We start from the raw sequence: 17314 nt of genomic DNA on the forward strand, positions 1-17314 counted from the left end.
GCTGGTGCCTGACACCACTCACTCTCCCGGACCCCACCACCCCGCACCCGACGCCGAAGGGCCACACCCCAGGGCCCCAACAGCCCCAATCCACAGGGACCTTCGGCCACCACGGAACGACAAGGCCGAACGGTGCCGGGCGGTGACCGGACGGCCCCTTACGCGCGCGCCGGCGGCGGCGAAGGCTGGGAAGGGTCCACCCACCGGCCCAGCCGCCCTCGGACGTGGGCGGGAAGGAGACCCGATGAGCTCGACAACCCTCGACGCTGCGGCCGTGGAGCGGCTGGTCGCGGCGGCCGTGGCCGCGCCGTCCCTGCACAACACCCAGCCCTGGCGCTTCCGGCTCGATACCGACACCCGCACGGTACGGATCGACGCCGCCGCTGACCGGGCGCTGCGCCACACCGACCCGGTGGGGCGGGCGGTGCACCTGTCGGTGGGCTGCGCGGTCCTCAATCTGCGCGTCGCCGCCGCCCACTTCGGCTGGGAGCCGGTGACCCGGCTGCTCCCGTGCCCGGACCGTCCCGCTCTGCTCGCCACGGTCCGGCTCGCCGAAGCGGTGCGTGGTGCGCCGTCGACCGGCTTGTACGAGGCGGTGTGGCGCAGGCACAGCAGTCGTTTCCCCTTCTCCGGGCGACCGCTGCCGTCGGTCCTGCTCACCGAGCTGGCCGAGGCCGCCCATCTGGAGGGTGCGACCCTGCGTTTCCCGGGGCGCAACGACACCGAACGGGTGTTGCACGCCACGCGGGAGGCGGAGCGGCGCAACCGGGCGGACGCCGACCGCGCAGCCGAGAGCCGCCGACTCGTCGGTAGCCCGCACTCTCAGTCGCTGGGACTTCCGTCAGCGGCCGTGGGCCCGCAGGACGCGCTGGACCGCATGCCGATGCGGGACTTCGGGGCCCACCGGCACCCGGAGGTGCTGCCCGCCCGTGCCTTCGAGACGCGTCCGACGCTCGCGCTGCTGTCCACGGCGCACGACCGGCGGACGGACTGGCTGCGGGCCGGCCAGGCCCTGGAACACGTGCTTCTGCTGGCCACCCGGCGCGGAGTGCGCGCGTCGCTTCTTCACCAGGCCATGGAGTGGCCCGATCTGCGCCGGGCCCTCGACGGTCTGCCGGCCGACGGTCCTCGCGTGTACACGCAGATGGTGATCCGGCTCGGGTACGGCCCCGAGGGTCCCGCGTCACCGCGCCGCCCGGTCGAGGAGGTAGTGGAAGCCGACGAGTGAACACGCGTGCCGCCCGGTCCCGTCCACGACGCGACCGGGCGGTGCTCTTCTGAAGTCGGTCAGCATGAGCACTTCGTGCCCTTCTGCCGCGCCTTTCACCCCGCGTCGACGTGCCCGTGTTCCACGGCCTGTGGTGTCTCCGCACTTTCCGGCTCGCAACCGACGTGCACCCGCATGCCGGGAGCGTCGGCCAGTGTGTTGCTCACCGTGCAGTGCGAGACCACCGCACGCAGTGCGGCCAGCCGCTCGGCGGGCAGCGACGGGGCGTGGACGGTCATCGACAGGGAGGCGACCCGTGCGGGGCGGTCGTCGGCCATGCGGAAGTCCGCCCGGACGGCCAGGCCGTCCCGGCTGAGGCCATGCCGGTCCAGGTACCGGCCCGCGTAGTGCGCGGTGCAGGAGGCCACGGACGCGATGAAGAGTTCCACGGGCGTGGGTGCCGTGTCCCTGCCACCGTCGGTCCGTGGCTGGTCGACGGTCAGGACGTGTCCCCGTACCCGCACTTCGAAGGCGTCGCCGGCGACAGGCGTCACGTCGACGCGTCCGGCCGGCCCGTCAGGGCCGGGCTCCACGGCGGCGGCCTGGAAGAGCAGCAGACCGGCCAGGCGCCGCGCCTCCTCGGCCGTCAGCGACAGCCACGGGGCCCGGCTGTCGTGCGGGGCACGGGCAGTGTCCAGGACGACGCGTCCCATGGGAGCCGGGAGATCCTGGGGCGCGAGTCGTGTGACGTTGATGGTGCGTCCGCAGCGGCTGGTCATCTTCATGACGTCTCCCGGCCGGGTGCCTCGCCGTCGAGCCTCAAGCGTGCTTGACGCGGCTGCTCCGCCCACCCGAGCCGGGCCGGCGGGCCGGGCCGGCCCCGGTCGTCCGCCTCGGCACCTCGATTGGACCGCGGTCGCGGTTCGCCGTCATGGGCCGGGGGACCCGCGCGCCGTGCGCCGATGGTCCCGGTGCGGCCGTCCCCGTCCGGCAGGGGCCCTCATGTGCCGCTCGCCCGCCGGCACCCCGTGTCACCGGGCGGACCGGCCGCTCTCCACCGTGTCCGGGGACTGCGCCAGCGGCGCGTGCCACACCAGCCGCGTGCCCTTGCCGCCGGGGCTTTCCAGCTCCAGGTCGCCGCCGAGCTTCTGCGCTCGCTCGGCCATGTTGGTCAGACCGCTGCGGCGGCCTCCGTCCGGAATGCCGACGCCGTTGTCCGTGACCGTCAGGCGGACCTGCTTGCCGTCCGTCTCCAGCACGACGTCGGTGCGGTCGGCGCCGGCGTGCCGGGCGACGTTGGTCAGGGATTCGGTGAGGACGGCCATGACGTGGTCGGCGGTCTGGGTGGGCACGTGCGTGTCGAGCAGGCCCTCCATGCGGACACTGGGAGCGAAGCCGAGGAGCGGGGCGGCCTCGCCGATCGCGCGCACCGCGCGGGAGCGCAGGCCGGGCGCCGCGTCGTCGTCTCGGGAGCGGAGGCCGAAGATCGTCGACCTGATGATCTTGATGGTCTCGTCGAGGTCGTCCACCGCCCGCAGGATCCGCTCGGAAGCCATGGGGTCCTGGACGCGGCGACCGGCGCTCTGCAGGGTCATGCCGGTGGCGAAAAGCCGTTGGATGGCGAGGTCGTGCAGGTCACGGGCGATCCGGTCGCGGTCCTCCAGCAGGGCGATCTGTTCGGCGTCCGCGCGTCGTTCTGCCAGCTCCATCGCGACGGCGGCCTGGGCGGCGAAGACCTGGAGCGGCTCGGTCTCCTTCTCGGAGAACTCCCGGCCACCGGACTGCCGGACGAGTAGCACCACACCGCGGGCCTCGTCGCCCGTGCCGATCGGCACGGCGACAGCCGGTCCGAGCCCTTCGAAGCGTGGCGGCGGACCGGCTGAGACCCGGGAGTCGCACGAGACGTCCGGGCTGCTGGCCGGTGCCCGCTGGAGGAACGCCTGCCCGATGAGCGTGCCCTCCGTGGGCAGTACGATCCCGCGCCATACCTCGGCCTCCTGGCCGATGGCGAGTTCGACGGCGAGGTTGTCGGTTCCGCTCACCGGCATGGCCACCACGCTCAGGGCGGAAGCGGTGATCTCCCTGGCCCGTTCGGCGATCAGCGACAGCACCCCGCCCTGGTCCGCGCCGGACATCAGGGTGTGGGTGATCTCGGCGTTCGCCTGGAGCCAACGCTCGCGCAGCCGGGACTCCTCGTAGAGACGGGCGTTGTCGATCGCGACGCCGGCCGCCACGGCCAGCGTCGCCAGCACCGACTCGTCGTCCTCGTCGAACTGCTGCCCGCCGCGCTTCTCCGTCAGGTACAGGTTGCCGAAGATGTGGTCACGCACCCGGATCGGTACGCCGAGGAAGGTGTTCATCGGCGGGTGGTGGGCCGGGAACCCGTAGGAGGCCGGGTGGTCGGAGAGTTTGCTCAGGCGCAGCGGCTCGGGGCGGCGGATCAGCTCGCCCAGGATGCCGTGGCCCTCCGGGTAGGGGCCGATGCGCGCGATCTGCTCCGCGTCGACGCCCACGGTGTGGAAGGCGGACAGCCTCTTGCCGTCCGGACCGATCACCCCGAGCGCCGCGTACTCCGCGTCGACCAGGGCCGCCGCGGCCTCGACGATGCTGCGCAGTGCCTGCTCCAGGTCGAGCTCGCGGCCGACCGACAGCACGGCTTCCAGGAGGCTGTGGACCCGGTCCCGGGTGCCGCGCGCCGCGTCCAGACGGGCCTGCAGCTCCTCCAGCAGCTCGTCCAGCCGCAGCTGGGGCAGCCGTACCCGTGCCTCGTGGGCCTCCCCGGCGTTCTTCACCGCTGCGCCTCCAACGCCTCACCGCATGTCGGCAGCCTTACCGTGCACGTGCCACGGTAGCGGCTCGAACAAGGAGACGATAAGGAATCGGCTCAGCGGCGGGGCCGACTGGCCGGAACCGTCAGCTCCGGGGCAGCCGGGCCGCGACGTACGAGGTGAGGTCGAGCAGGCGGTTCGTGTAGCCCCACTCGTTGTCGTACCAGCCGAAGACCTTGACCAGGTCGCCGTGGGTCTGGGTGAGGGGGGCGTCCAGGACGCAGGAGGCGGGGTCGCCGACCACGTCGCGGGAGACGATCGGCGCGTCGGACACCCGCAGGACATCCTTCAGTCGTCCCTCGGCGGCCTCTCGGTAGGCGGCGTTGATCTCCTCGGCGCTCGCTGCCCGGCCGAGGACCACGGTCAGGTCGGTCAGTGAGCCGTCCTCGACCGGAACGCGTACGGCGCTGCCGTCCAGCGTGCCCGCCAGCTCGGGCAGGACCAGGCCGACGGCGCGGGCGGCGCCGGTGGTGGTGGGGATGATGTTGACCGCCGCCGAGCGGGCCCGGCGCAGGTCCTTGTGGGGGCCGTCCAGGACCACCTGGTCGTTGGTGTAGCCGTGGATCGTGGTCATCAGTCCCTTGACGACGCCGAAGTGGTCGTCGAGGACCTTGACCATGGGGGCCACGCAGTTGGTGGTGCACGAGGCGTTGGAGATCACGTGGTGGTTCTCCGGGTCGTACGTGCCCTCGTTGACGCCCATGACGATCGTGGCGTCGACGTCCTTGCCGGGCACGGACAGGAGTACCTTGCGCGCGCCGACCGCCAGGTGCAGGCCGGCCTGGTCGCGGGTGCGGAAGCGGCCGGTGGACTCGATCACCACGTCCACGCCGAGGCCGCCCCAGTCCAGCGCGGCCGGGTCACGCTCGGCGGTCACCGCGATGCGGTGTCCGTCCACGGTCAGCGAGGTCTCGTCGTGCTCGACGGGGCGGTTCAGCCGGCCGTACGTCGAGTCGTACGTCAGCAGGTGCGCGAGCGCCGCCGGGGAGGTGACGTCGTTGACCGCCACCACCTCCAGCGGCGCTGCCGCGGCACCGGTGCGTTCCAGGACGCAACGCAGGTAGTTCCGGCCGATCCGGCCGAAGCCGTTGATACCCACTCGCACGGTCATGTCTTCCGTCCTCCCCTTGGTGCGGCGATGCCCGGCGGTGTTCCGGGACCGCTCTCAGCCTGCCGCCCGGGGGTCCGTGCGGGTATGGGCCGGGGGGCGTGGGTGGTGGGGACCTTCGGCCCCCGACGGCGGACAGGGTGCGGGGCCCACCGGCGGACCCGTCCGGCTACTGGCCTTCGGTGCGCATCCGGTCCCGTGCCTGGGTGGCGATGACGGCGGCCTGGATACGGCGTTCCACACCGAGCTTGGCGAGCAGCCGGGAGATGTGGTTCTTGACCGTCTTCTCGGCCAGGTAGAGCCGCTGGCCGATCTGCCGGTTGGTCAGCCCCTCGCCGATCAGTTCCAGAATCTCGCGTTCCCGGTCGGTGAGGCCCGGCAGCATCTCCGGCTCCTCGGCCGGCTGCTGACCGCCGCCTCGCAGCCGCGCCATCAGCTTGGTCGTGGCACTGGCGTCCAGCAGCGACTGGCCGCCGGCCACGGTGCGCACGGCCGAGACCAGGTCCGAGCCCTGGATCTGCTTCAGGACGTATCCGGCCGCCCCCGCCATGATCGAGTCCAACAGCGCCTCCTCGTCGTCGAAAGAGGTCAGCATCAGGCAGGCCAGGTCCGGCATCTGCGACCGCAGCTCGCGGCAGACGGTCACGCCGTCTCCGTCGGGCAGGCGCACGTCGAGGACGGCCACGTCCGGGCGCAGGGCCGGGACCCGGACCAGCGCCTGTTCCACCGTCGCCGCCTCTCCCACCACGGTGATGTCCGTTTCGTCGTCCAGCAGGTCGTGCACCCCGCGTCGTACCACTTCGTGGTCGTCCAGGAGGAAGACCCTGATCGGGCTTCCCGTGCTGTCGCCCTGCTCGCCGTGCGCCATCGAATGCTCCTCGCAATGCCTCGGCCTGTGTCGGAATCCTTTCTTCCCAGGATGGCCGAGGTCCAGGGCCGGTCGGCCCTTCATTTCGCCTGCGTCAGTGGGCCAAGAGGCCGCGCTCGCGGAACTGGCCCCGCACCCGGTCCACCAGTGCCTTGTCGGGAACCGGGGTGTCACACAGAGGGAAGGGGATGCCCAGGGCGTCGTACTTGGCCGCGCCGAGTTTGTGGAACGGCAGGATGTCGACCCGCTCCACGCAGGCGAGGCCGGAGAGGAATCCGGCGAGTCCGTCGACGGCCTCCTCGTCGTCGGTCCAGCCGGGCACCAGGACGTACCTGATCCACACGCGCTTGCCCAGCCCGTCGAGACGGGTGGCGAAGTTCAGGGTGGGGGCGAGGGCGCCGCCGGTCAGCTTCCGGTACGTCGGGACGTCGAACGACTTGACGTCCAGCAGCACCAGGTCGGTGTCGGCCAGGAGCGTGTCCGTGGCGCGGGCACCGAGGAAGCCGGAGGTGTCAAGGGCGGTGTGCAGGCCGGCTTCCTTGCAGCGGCGCAGGACCGCTGCGGTGAAGGCCGGCTGCAGCAGGGGTTCGCCGCCGGTGAGGGTCACTCCCCCGCCGGCCGTGACGAGGAAGTCCCGGTACTTGTCGATCTCCGCCAGCACCTCGTCGACGGTGGCCTCCCGGCCGTCTCGCATGTGCCAGGTGTCGGGGTTGGCGCAGTAGAGGCAGCGCAGGGGGCAACCACTGGTGAAGAGGACGAACCGGGTCCCGGGGCCGTCCACGCCGGTGGACAGGTCCCAGGAATGGATCCGGCCGGTGACCGATCCCGCTGCCACGGTCGGGGGCATCGTGCTCACAGCGATCCGTGGAAGGTGCGGCTGATCACGTCGAGCTGCTGCTCGCGGGTCAGGCGGACGAAGTTCACGGCGTAGCCGGAGACCCGGATCGTCAGCTCGGGGTACTTCTCCGGGTGCTCCATCGCGTCCTCCAGCACGGCGCGGTCCAGCACGTTGACGTTCATGTGGAAGCCGCCGGAGGCCATGTAGGCGTCGAGGATGCCGACCAGGTGACCGGCCCGCTCCGCGGGGACGTGGCCCAGCCCTTCCGGGGTGATCGTGGTGGTCAGGGAGATGCCGTCGCGTGCCGCCTCGTAGGGCAGTTTGGCCACCGACAGGGCGGAGGCGGCCACGCCGTGCTTGTCACGGCCGTTCATCGGGTTGGCGCCGGGGGCGAAGGGCTGGCCGGCGCGGCGGCCGTCGGGAGTGTTGCCGGTGAGCTTGCCGTACACGACGTTGGAGGTGATGGTCAGCACCGACTGGGTGTGCTCGGCGTCGCGGTAGGTGGGGTGCTCGCGCACCTTCGCCATGAACGACTCCACCAGCTCGACGGCGAGGGCGTCGGCACGGTCGTCGTTGTTGCCGTACGCCGGGAAGTCGCCCTCGGTGTGGAAGTCCACGGCGAGTCCGGTCGCGTCGCGGATGACCTTCACCCGGGCGTGCTTGACGGCGGAGAGGCTGTCGGCGGCCACCGAGAGTCCGGCGATGCCGCACGCCATGAAGCGGTGCACGGGGTGGTCATGGAGGGCCATCTCGATGCGCTCGTAGGCGTACTTGTCGTGCATGTAGTGGATGACGTTGAGCGCGTCGACGTAGGTCTGGGCCAGCCAGTCCAGCACACGGTCGTAGGCGGCCGACAGTTCGTCGTAGTCCAGATACTCGCCGGTCAGCGGGGGCATGGCGGGGGTGATCCGGTCGCCGGTCATCTCGTCGCGGCCGCCGTTGACGGCGTAGAGCAGTGCCTTGGCCAGGTTGACGCGGGCGCCGAAGAACTGCATCTGCTTGCCGACCGCCATCGCGGAGACGCAGCAGGCGATGGCGGTGTCGTCGCCGGTGCGCGGGCGCATCAGGTCGTCGGACTCGTACTGGACGGCGCTGGTGTCTATGGACACCTGGGCGCAGAACTCCTTGAAGCCGCTGGGGAGCCGGGGCGACCACAGGACGGTCAGGTTCGGTTCCGGGGCGGGGCCGAGGTTGTAGAGGGTCCGCAGGAAGCGGAAGGAGGTGCGGGTGACCAGTGGGCGGCCGTCTGCGCCGATGCCGCCGATGGACTCCGTCACCCAGGTCGGGTCGCCGGAGAACAGGGCGTCGTACTCGGGGGTGCGCAGGAAGCGCACGATGCGCAGCTTGATGACGAAGTCGTCGATCAGCTCCTGGGCACGCCTCTCGTCGAGGAGCCCCTCGTCGAGGTCGCGCTCAAGGTAGACGTCCAGGAAGGTGGAGGTACGGCCCAGCGACATGGCCGCGCCGTTCTGCTCCTTCACCGCGGCGAGGAAGCCGAGGTAGAGCCACTGGACGGCCTCGTGCGCGGTTGCCGCCGGCCGGGTGACGTCGCAGCCGTAGGATGCGGCCATCTCGGCCAGCTCCCCCAGTGCCCGGATCTGCTCGGCGAGTTCCTCCCGGTCGCGGACGACGTCGGCGGTGGACGGCCGGGCGTCCAGCAGGCCCCGCTCGGCGCGCTTGGCCTCGGTGAGCCGGTCGGTGCCGTACAGGGCGACGCGACGGTAGTCACCGATGATCCGGCCGCGGCCGTAGGCGTCGGGCAGCCCGGTGATGATGCCGACTTTGCGGGCGGCGCGCATGGCGGGGGTGTAGGCGTCGAAGACGCCCGCGTTGTGGGTCTTGCGGTAGGTGTCGAACACCTTCGTGACGAACGGGTCGGGCTCGTAGCCGTACGCCTTCAGCCCGTTCTCCACCATGCGCAGGCCGCCGTTGGGCATGATCGCCCGCTTCAGCGGGGCGTCCGTCTGCAGGCCGACGATCAGCTCACGGTCGCGGTCGATGTAGCCGGGGGCGTGCGAGGTGATGGTGGAGGGGGTGGCGGCGTCCACGTCGAGCACGCCCCTGCGCCGCTCCTCCGGGAACAGCGCGCTGACCTTCTCCCAGACCGCTCGGGTGCGGTCCGTGGGGCCGGCCAGGAAGGAGGCGTCGCCCTCGTAGGGCGTGTAGTTGGCCTGGATGAAGTCGCGCACGTCGATGCGCTCACGCCACCCGCTCCCGGCGAACTGCCGCCAGGCGTCGGCGGTCCGGGGGCCGGCTGTCACCGTCGCGGTCATCACAGGTCCTCTCGTCGTACGGTCTTGTCACTGTCGATGCTCGTCGTGCGGGTCCGCGGCGAGGAGTGCCGGACAGGGCACCGGGTGGTCCCGTGCGGCCCCGACCCGGCCGGGACCTTCGGCCCCGACCGGCAGCCGTGGTGTCAGTCGTGCGGAACCACGGCGACGGGACATCCGACGTGGTGCAGGACGGCGTGCGTGACCGGCCCCGGGAAGACACCGACCTGGTGATCGAGCCCGCGGCGGCCCACCACCAGGAGGCCCGCGTCCTGAGCGGCCCGCACCAGAACCACCGCGGCGCGCCCCTCGGTGACCGTCTCGGTCACGGGAACGGTCGGGTACTTCTCCCGCCAGGGACGCAGCACCGCCGCCACGGTGCGCTCCTGGTCCGCCAGCGCCTGAGCCTGCGGCGGCCAGGGAACGGGAGCCGGGCCCTCCGGGGCCGCGGACACCAGGGGCACGGACGGAACGGGAGCGGGCCGGAAGGCGGTCCGGAAAGCGTGGACCACTGACAGGCCGGTGCCACGCCGGCGGGCGGCGTCGAAGGCGAACTCGATCAGTTCGTCGCAAGGACGATCCGTCTGCAGCCCCAGGACCACGTGACGGTAGGGCGTCTCCGGTATCTCCTCCGGGGCGACGCCGTCGGTGGCCGGCAGGTGCTCGTCGGCGGCGGACCGTCCGGCGCGGACCAGGACGACCGGGCGGGTGGACCGGCCGACGAATCGCTGGGACACGGAGCCCGTGAGGAAGCCGCCCAGGGGTCCGAGGCCACGGGAACCGAGGACCAGCAGGTCGGTGTCGGCCGCGGCCTTGAGCAGGCCGGCCACCGTGGCGTCGCACACGAGTCGGCCGGTGATCCGTAGCCCCGGGTGGGCGGCCCGGACGCTGCGTACGGCCTCGCCCAGGAGCTGCTCGGCCCAGTCGCGCTCGGTGCTGTCCATGGGGACGTACGGCGCGGGGTGGGGGTGGCGGTGCCAGACGTGGATCACGCCGAGTCCGGTTCCTCGCCGCTGCGCCTCCTGGGCCGCCCAGTGTGCGGCGGCCAGTCCTTCGGTCGATCCGTCGATCCCCACCACGATGTCGTGCGGCATGACGTGTCCCCTCCCTGCTCGTCGAATTCCGATGGCTTCGAGCCTCGGCCCGGCCGTGCCGGTGGTCCACGGGCCGTACAGCCCCGGCAGGGCGCCGATGGTCCCTCCGGAACGACAAGGGCTCATCGGGGGCCGACCGGTCCCTCACGCGGGACGGCCGGCACCTCGCGTCGGGCCTGCCCCCGTCCGACGCTGGAGTCATCACGCCCCAACGCTTGAGGAGCGCAGCGTCATGGTCCGTTACGTGTACGACTTCACCGAGGGCGGCCGTGACATGGCCGATCTCCTCGGCGGCAAGGGATCGAACCTGGCGGAGATGACTCGGCTCGGGCTCCCCGTACCGCCGGGCTTCACCCTCGTCACCGAGGCGTGCCGCGCCTTCCTGGAGACGGGCAGCGAACCCGCGGGCCTGTGGGAGGAGGTCTCCGCACACCTGTCGGTGCTCGAAGCCTCCGTCGGCCGTTCGCTGGGACAGCCGGACGACCCGCTACTGCTGTCCGTCCGCTCCGGCGCGAAGTTCTCCATGCCCGGCATGATGGAGACGATTCTCGACATCGGCCTCAACGACGACTCCGTCCTCGGGCTCGCCAAGATCTCCGGCAACGAACGCTTCGCCTGGGACTCCTACCGCCGCCTCGTCCAGATGTTCGGCAGCACGGTCATGGGCGTCGACTCCTCCCGCTTCGAGCGGTCCCTCGCCCTCCTCAAGGACCTGCGCGGCGTCCAGGACGACGTGCACCTGACGGCATCCGACCTGGCCGAGCTGGTCGAGACGTACAAGAACCTGATCCGCCTGGAGACAGGCGGCCACTTCCCCCAGTCCCCCGCCGAGCAGCTGCGCCGGGCGGTCCTGGCCGTCTTCGAGTCCTGGAACGGCGAACGCGCCCGCCTGTACCGGCGCCGCGAGCACATCGCCGACGATCTGGGTACCGCCGTCAACGTCCAGCGCATGGTCTTCGGCAACCTCGGGGCCGACTCCGGCAGCGGCGTCGCCTTCACGCGCGACCCGGCCACCGGCCGTTCCGGCCTGTACGGCGACTACCTGCCCGACGCGCAGGGCGAGGACGTCGTCGCCGGCATCCGCAACACCGTGCCGCTGGCCGAGCTGAAGCGCCTGGACGCCACGTCCTACGACGGGCTGCGCACGCACATGCGCACCCTGGAACGCCACTACCGGGATCTGTGCGACATCGAGTTCACCATCGAACGCGGCACCCTGTGGATGCTCCAGACCCGCGTCGGCAAGCGCACCGCCGAGGCCGCCTTCGTTCTCGCCGCCGAGCTGGCCGACGAAGGGCTCATCACCCCGGACGAGGCGCTGGCCCGGGTGAGCGGCGAGGGCCTGGCCCGGCTGATGTTCCCGCGCTTCGACGCCTCCGCGACCGGTACCGCACTCGCCCACGGCGTCCCGGCCTCTCCCGGCGCGGCGGTCGGGGCGGTGGTCTTCGACTCCGCCCAGGCGGTGCACCGCGCCACGGCCGGCGAGAAGGTGGTCCTGGTCCGTCAGGAGACCACCCCGGACGACCTGCCCGGCATGATCGCCGCTCAGGCGGTCCTCACCAGCCGGGGTGGCAAGACCAGCCACGCGGCCGTCGTCGCCCGCGGCATGGGCAAGGTCTGCGTGTGCGGCGCCGAGGAGCTCACCGTGGACACCGAGGCCCGGCGCTTCACCGCCGCGGACGGCACCGTGGTCGAGGAGGGCACCGTCGTCTCGGTGGACGGCTCCGCCGGAGCGGTGTACGCCGGTTCGGTGCCGCTGGTGGACTCGGCGGTGATCCGGTATCTGGAGGACGGCCGGGGCGGCGGTGGCTCGCAGGGCGTGGACGTGGTCGACGCGGTGGCCCGGGCGCTGGCCCGCGCCGACACCGTGCGGCGGCTGGAGGTGCGGGCCAACGCCGACACCCCGGAGGACGCCGTCCGGGCCCGCCGGTTCGGAGCGCAGGGCATCGGCCTGTGCCGCACCGAGCACATGTTCCTCGGTGACCGCCGCAAGCTGGTCGAGCAGATGATCCTGGCCGGCACGGACGCCGAGCGCGACCGGGCCCTGGCGGACCTCCTGCCGCTGCAGCGGCGGGACTTCGTCGGCATCCTGGAGGCCATGGACGGTCTGCCGGTCACCATCCGGCTGCTGGACCCGCCACTGCACGAATTCCTGCCCGACCACACCGAACTGGCGGTGCGGATCGCCACCGTTCATGCCCGTGGCGAGGAGCCGGACACGCACGACGTCGAACTGCTCGGCGCGGTGAACCGCATGCACGAGGAGAACCCGATGCTCGGGCTGCGCGGCGTACGCCTGGGCCTGGTCGTGCCCGGCCTGGTCGCCATGCAGGTCCGGGCGATCGGTGAGGCCGTGACCGAGCGCCTGTTGGCCGGTGGCGCACCCCAGGCGGAGATCATGGTGCCGCTCGTCGGTGACGTCCGTGAACTCCGCCTCGTGCGCGCGGAGGTCCAGCGGGTGCTGGCCGAGATCTCACGGGCGGCCGGAGTCGTCCTCGACTGCCCGGTCGGCACCATGATCGAGCTGCCCAGGGCCGCCCTGACGGCGGGCCGGATCGCCGAGGAGGCCGAGTTCTTCTCCTTCGGCACCAATGACCTGACCCAGACCACCTGGGGCTTCTCCCGCGACGACGTCGAGGCGGAGTTCTTCTCCGCCTACCTGGACAAGGGCGTCTTCTCCACCTCCCCCTTCGAGGCGCTCGACCGCGAGGGGGTCGGCCGGCTGGTGGACATCGCGGTCGCCGAGGGCCGCGCCACCCGCCCGGACCTCAAGATCGGGGTGTGCGGTGAGCACGGCGGCGACCCCGACTCGGTGCACTTCTTCCACACCGCCGGACTGGACTACGTCTCCTGCTCGCCGTTCCGGGTGCCGGTGGCGCGGCTGGAGGCGGGGCGGGCGGCGCTGGAGGAGACCGAGGGGAGCGACAGCAGGTGAACCGCGGGGCGGGGCCGCTCGGCCCTCGTGCCAGGGACCGGCCGCTCCTCCCTCCGGGACCGGTCGCCCCTGGGACGGGAGCGACCGGCGCAGCAGGCTTGAGGCGACGCAGAACGATCACAGGGAGTGGAACACATGACCGCCGAGGACATCGGTGCCCGTGAGACCGCCGCCGCCGTGCTGGTCCGCACCGACGGCGAGGTGGACGAGGAATCCCTCGCCTACCTTCACGAGAAGGTCGCCGCCGCTCTGGACCGGCCCGGCCTGCCGCCCGTGAACGGTGAGGTGCGCGTACGGCGGGCATCGGCCCACCACGTCGAACCGCCCTGGTCCGGCCGCACCGACATCCGGGTCGGCAGCGACCTCGTCGTCGTCCACGCACGCGAGGCGAGCGCCCGCGAACTCGCCGCCGGCTCCACGACCGGCTGCGCTCCGCCACCGAACGCGTCACCCACCGAAGCGACACCACCCGCCGGACGGCCGCCCCGCCCCCGTGGCGCGGCGGCCCGCAGAAGTAGGTGCCACACGGCGCCCGCCCGACCCGGCGGGGAGCCGGAGCCGAACCGGGCTCCGAGCCTCCCCCGCCCGTGCTCGTGAAGGAGATCCGCCGTGACCGCTCACATCGTCGGCGAGGTAATGACCAGGGACGTCGTCCACGCCCGCCGGACGACACCCTTCAAAGAGGTCGTCCGGCTGCTCGACCACCACCGGATCAGCGGACTGCCGGTGGTCGACGCCGACGACAAGGTCCTCGGCGTCCTGTCCGGCAGCGACCTCGTACGCAACCAGGCGCACCGGGACGACCCCGCTCCGCCGCCGTCCGTGACGGCGGGCGACGTGATGTCGAGCCCCGCCATCACCGTGCACCCCGAGCAGACCGTGCCGGACGCCGCCCGGCTCATGGAGCGCCGCGGCGTCGAGCGACTGCCCGTGGTCGACGAGGCCGACCGCCTCATCGGCATCGCCACCCGCCGTGACCTGCTACGGGTCTTCCTGCGCGCGGACGACGACATCCGCCGCCAGGTGACCGAGGAGATCGTCGCGACCGCGATGGGGCTGCCGTCCGACGCGGTCCGCGTCGCCGTCCGCGACGGCGTCGTCACCCTCGACGGCCGGGTGGAAGCGCGTGGCCAGGTGCCGGAACTCGTGCACGCCGTCTGGCGGCTCGACGGCGTGGTCGGCGTGGTGAACGGCCTGGGCTTCCGCATCGACGACCGCGAGTCACCCACCCAGTCCCACCGGACCGTGAGCCCGTGACCTCAGCGGCCGGCGCCGACGTGCGGCGGGCCGGGCGGGCAGGCCGTGCCGGGGCCGACGGTCCCTGCCCAGCCGGGCCGGACGGACGCGAGAGGGGCCCTTCGGCGCCTGCCACGGCACCGCGACCCGTCGGAGAGTGGAGTCAGGGAGGGGCGCCGGTCCCCCGCGGTGTCCCTCCCGTCCCGTGCCGCCGCATGAGCACGGCGGTCCCTGACAACGGAGGCACACCACCATGACCCGACAGGACGCGCGGACCAAGGACCGCGTCGGGATCGACGCCCCGTCCGACACCGCGGTCGCCGTGGACCGTCTGGTCACCGCCGGCCTCAAGGCTCTCGCCGGCTACGAGGTCCTCTCCCAGGAACAGGTCGACCACATCGTCAAGAAGGCGTCGGTCGCCGCCCTGGACCAGCACACCGCCCTGGCCCGCCTGGCGGTCGAGGAGACGGGGCGCGGGGTCTTCGAGGACAAGGCCGCCAAGAACATGTTCGCGTGCGAGCACGTCACGCACAGCATGAGCCACACGAAGACCGTCGGGGTCATCGGCCGGGACGACATCGAGGACATGGTGGAGATCGCCGAACCGGTGGGCGTGGTGGCCGCGGTCACCCCCGTCACCAACCCGACCTCGACCACGGTCTTCAAGGCGCTGATGGCGCTGAAGACCCGCAACCCGGTGATCTTCGCGTTCCACCCGTCCGCCCAGCGGTGCAGCTCCGAAGCGGCCCGCGTCGTGCGGGACGCGGCCATTGCCGCCGGAGCGCCGGAGCACTGCGTGCAGTGGATCGAGGCCCCGTCCGTCGAGGCCACCCGCACGCTCATGCATCACCCGGGCGTCTCGCTGATCCTCGCCACCGGCGGCAACGCCATGGTCAAGGCCGCCTACTCGGCCGGCAAGCCGGCCCTCGGGGTCGGTGCCGGCAACGTCCCGGCCTACGTCCACCGCAGCGCCAAGCTGCGCCGAGCCGTCAACGACCTCGTGCTGTCCAAGTCGTTCGACAACGGCATGATCTGCGCCTCCGAGCAGGCCGTCATCCTGGACACGGAGATCTACGACGCCGCGATCACCGAGTTCCGCTCCCTGCACGCCCATCTGGCCACCCCGGAGGAGAAGACGAAGCTGGAGTCCTTCCTCTTTCCCGCCACCGGCGGTTCGGGCGCCGGCTGCGAACCCAAGGTCAACGCGGCCGCCGTCGGGCAGAGCCCGGCGTGGATCGCCGAGCGGGCCGGATTCTCGGTGCCGGCAGACACCTCGGTCATCCTGGTCGAGGCCGAACGGGTCGGCCCCGACGAGCCGCTGACCCGTGAAAAGCTCTGCCCGGTCCTCGCCGTACTACGCGCCGAGGACGAACGCCGCGGGTTCGACCTCGCCGCCGACATGGTCGCCTTCCACGGCCAGGGCCACAGCGCCGTCATCCACACCGAGGAGCCTGCCGTGGCGGAGGCGTACGGCATGCGGATGAAGACCGTACGGATCATCGTCAACTCGCCGTCCTCGCAGGGCGCGATCGGCGGCATCTACAACGGCCTGCTGCCCTCGCTCACGCTGGGGTGCGGCTCCTGGGGCAGCACCTCGGTGTCCAACAACGTCTCCGCCGCCCAGCTGCTCAACGTCAAGCGGGTCTCCACCCGCCGCAACAACCTCCAGTGGTTCAAGGTCCCGCCGAAGATCTACTTCGAACCGCAGGCCATCCGCTACCTGACCTCCATGCCGGACGTCCACCGCGTCACCATCGTCACCGACGCCACCATGACCCGCCTCGGATTCGTCGACCGGATCAGCCGCGTCCTGCAACGGCGTCGGGAACCGGTCACCCTCCAGATCATCGACAACGTCCAGCCCGAACCCAGCATCGACTCCGTCCAGCACGGCGCCGACCTCATGCGGGACTTCCGCCCCGACACGATCATCGCGCTCGGCGGTGGCTCCCCCATGGACGCCGCCAAGGTCATGTGGCTGCTGTACGAGCAGCCCGGCATCGACTTCGCGGACATGCGGCAGAAGTTCTCCGACATCCGCAAGCGCGCCTTCCGCTTCCCCACCCTCGGCAAGCAGGCCCGCCTGGTCTGCGTGCCCACCACCTCCGGCACCGGCGCCGAGGTCACCCCGTTCGCCGTCATCTCCGACCCCGCGACCGGCAAGAAGTACCCGCTCGCCGACTACGCCCTCACCCCCAGCGTCGCGATCATCGACCCCCTCCTCACGACCGCGTTGCCCCCCGCGCTCGCCGCCGACAGCGGCTTCGACGCCCTCACCCACGCCATCGAGGCGTACGTGTCCGTCTACGCCAACGACTTCACCGACGGCCTCGCCCTGCACGCCATCCGCCTGGTCTTCGGCCATCTCGAGGCGGCCGTGAACAACCGTGCCAACGCCGCGGAGGCCCGGGAGAAGATGCACAACGCCGGCACCATCGCGGGCATGGCCTTCGGCAACGCCTTCCTCGGCATCGTCCATGCCATGTCGCACACCCTCGGCGCCACGTTCCACATCGCGCACGGCCGCACCAACGCGGTCCTGCTGCCGCATGTCATCCGCTACAACGGCACCGTCCCGACGAAGCTGACCGGCTGGCCCAAGTACGAGAACTACCGTGCCCCCGAACGCTTCCAGGACATCGCCCGCACCCTCGGGCTGCCCGCGGCCGCTCCGGCCGAGGGCGTGGAGTCACTCGCCGCGGCCGTCGAGCGGCTCCGCGACGCCGTCGGCATAGAGCCGACGTTCCAGGCCCTCGGCGTCGACGAGCGCGCCTTCCTCGACGCCCTGCCCCAGCAGGCCCTCAACGCCTACGAGGACCAGTGCGCGCCGGCCAACCCGCGCATGCCGATGCTCGACGACATGCAGGAGCTGATGCGCACGGCGTACCACGGCTGAACAGGCCGTGCCGGAGGCCGCCGCGCGGGAGCCT

12 protein-coding genes are annotated in these 17314 nt (G+C 71.9%); 5 read left to right on the plus strand and 7 right to left on the minus strand.

Features of this window, described 5'->3' with window-relative positions; translation table 11 throughout:
• Nucleotides 1–244: 244 nt before the first annotated feature.
• Nucleotides 245–1228 carry a hypothetical protein gene (locus tag EBH09_RS03775; RefSeq protein ID WP_193776093.1) on the plus strand — a complete coding sequence of 328 codons (984 nt, stop codon included), beginning with the start codon at nucleotides 245–247 and terminating at the stop codon, nucleotides 1226–1228.
• A gap of 95 nt (nucleotides 1229–1323) precedes the next feature.
• On the opposite strand, the gene EBH09_RS03780 is transcribed toward EBH09_RS03775, so the two are convergent.
• From EBH09_RS03780 to EBH09_RS03810, 7 genes are all read right to left on the minus strand, one after another.
• On the minus strand, nucleotides 1324–1992 hold the full coding sequence (locus tag EBH09_RS03780) for an OsmC family protein (RefSeq protein ID WP_238697171.1): 669 nt from the start codon (nucleotides 1990–1992) through the stop codon (nucleotides 1324–1326).
• A 246-nt stretch (nucleotides 1993–2238) separates the two neighbouring features.
• Nucleotides 2239–3999, minus strand: coding sequence for a GAF domain-containing protein (locus EBH09_RS03785; RefSeq protein WP_121745575.1), 1761 nt, complete (start codon nucleotides 3997–3999; stop codon nucleotides 2239–2241).
• A gap of 121 nt (nucleotides 4000–4120) precedes the next feature.
• Nucleotides 4121–5146, minus strand: coding sequence for a type I glyceraldehyde-3-phosphate dehydrogenase (gene gap / locus EBH09_RS03790; RefSeq protein WP_121745576.1), 1026 nt, complete (start codon nucleotides 5144–5146; stop codon nucleotides 4121–4123).
• Nucleotides 5147–5312: 166 nt separating this feature from the next.
• The gene (locus tag EBH09_RS03795) at nucleotides 5313–6011 is read right to left on the minus strand and encodes a response regulator transcription factor (RefSeq protein WP_121745577.1); all 699 of its coding nucleotides are present in this window, start codon (nucleotides 6009–6011) and stop codon (nucleotides 5313–5315) included.
• Nucleotides 6012–6105: 94 nt separating this feature from the next.
• Nucleotides 6106–6858 carry a pyruvate formate-lyase-activating protein gene (gene pflA, locus EBH09_RS03800; RefSeq protein ID WP_121746223.1) on the minus strand — a complete coding sequence of 251 codons (753 nt, stop codon included), beginning with the start codon at nucleotides 6856–6858 and terminating at the stop codon, nucleotides 6106–6108.
• A gap of 5 nt (nucleotides 6859–6863) precedes the next feature.
• Nucleotides 6864–9122, minus strand: coding sequence for a formate C-acetyltransferase (gene pflB / locus EBH09_RS03805; protein ID WP_121745578.1), 2259 nt, complete (start codon nucleotides 9120–9122; stop codon nucleotides 6864–6866).
• Nucleotides 9123–9265: 143 nt separating this feature from the next.
• Nucleotides 9266–10213, minus strand: a complete 948-nt coding sequence (locus EBH09_RS03810; protein WP_121745579.1) for a universal stress protein — start codon at nucleotides 10211–10213, stop codon at nucleotides 9266–9268.
• A gap of 232 nt (nucleotides 10214–10445) precedes the next feature.
• Here EBH09_RS03810 and ppdK point away from each other — a divergent pair, with 232 nt between their 5' ends.
• The 4 genes from ppdK to adhE all read left to right on the plus strand — a co-directional run bounded on the left by ppdK (nucleotide 10446) and on the right by adhE (nucleotide 17280).
• On the plus strand, nucleotides 10446–13148 hold the full coding sequence (gene ppdK, locus EBH09_RS03815) for a pyruvate, phosphate dikinase (protein ID WP_121745580.1): 2703 nt from the start codon (nucleotides 10446–10448) through the stop codon (nucleotides 13146–13148).
• A 135-nt stretch (nucleotides 13149–13283) separates the two neighbouring features.
• Nucleotides 13284–13745 carry a hypothetical protein gene (locus EBH09_RS03820; protein WP_345940919.1) on the plus strand — a complete coding sequence of 154 codons (462 nt, stop codon included), beginning with the start codon at nucleotides 13284–13286 and terminating at the stop codon, nucleotides 13743–13745.
• Nucleotides 13746–13757: 12 nt separating this feature from the next.
• Nucleotides 13758–14405: a CBS domain-containing protein gene (locus EBH09_RS03825; RefSeq protein WP_238697172.1), complete on the plus strand. Its 648-nt coding sequence runs from the start codon at nucleotides 13758–13760 to the stop codon at nucleotides 14403–14405.
• A 232-nt stretch (nucleotides 14406–14637) separates the two neighbouring features.
• Nucleotides 14638–17280: a bifunctional acetaldehyde-CoA/alcohol dehydrogenase gene (gene adhE / locus EBH09_RS03830; protein ID WP_121745581.1), complete on the plus strand. Its 2643-nt coding sequence runs from the start codon at nucleotides 14638–14640 to the stop codon at nucleotides 17278–17280.
• Nucleotides 17281–17314: the final 34 nt, after the last annotated feature.

The sequence above is a fragment of the Streptomyces sp. E2N166 genome, from assembly GCF_003671715.1.
Classification (GTDB): Bacteria; Actinomycetota; Actinomycetes; order Streptomycetales; family Streptomycetaceae; genus Streptomyces; species Streptomyces thinghirensis.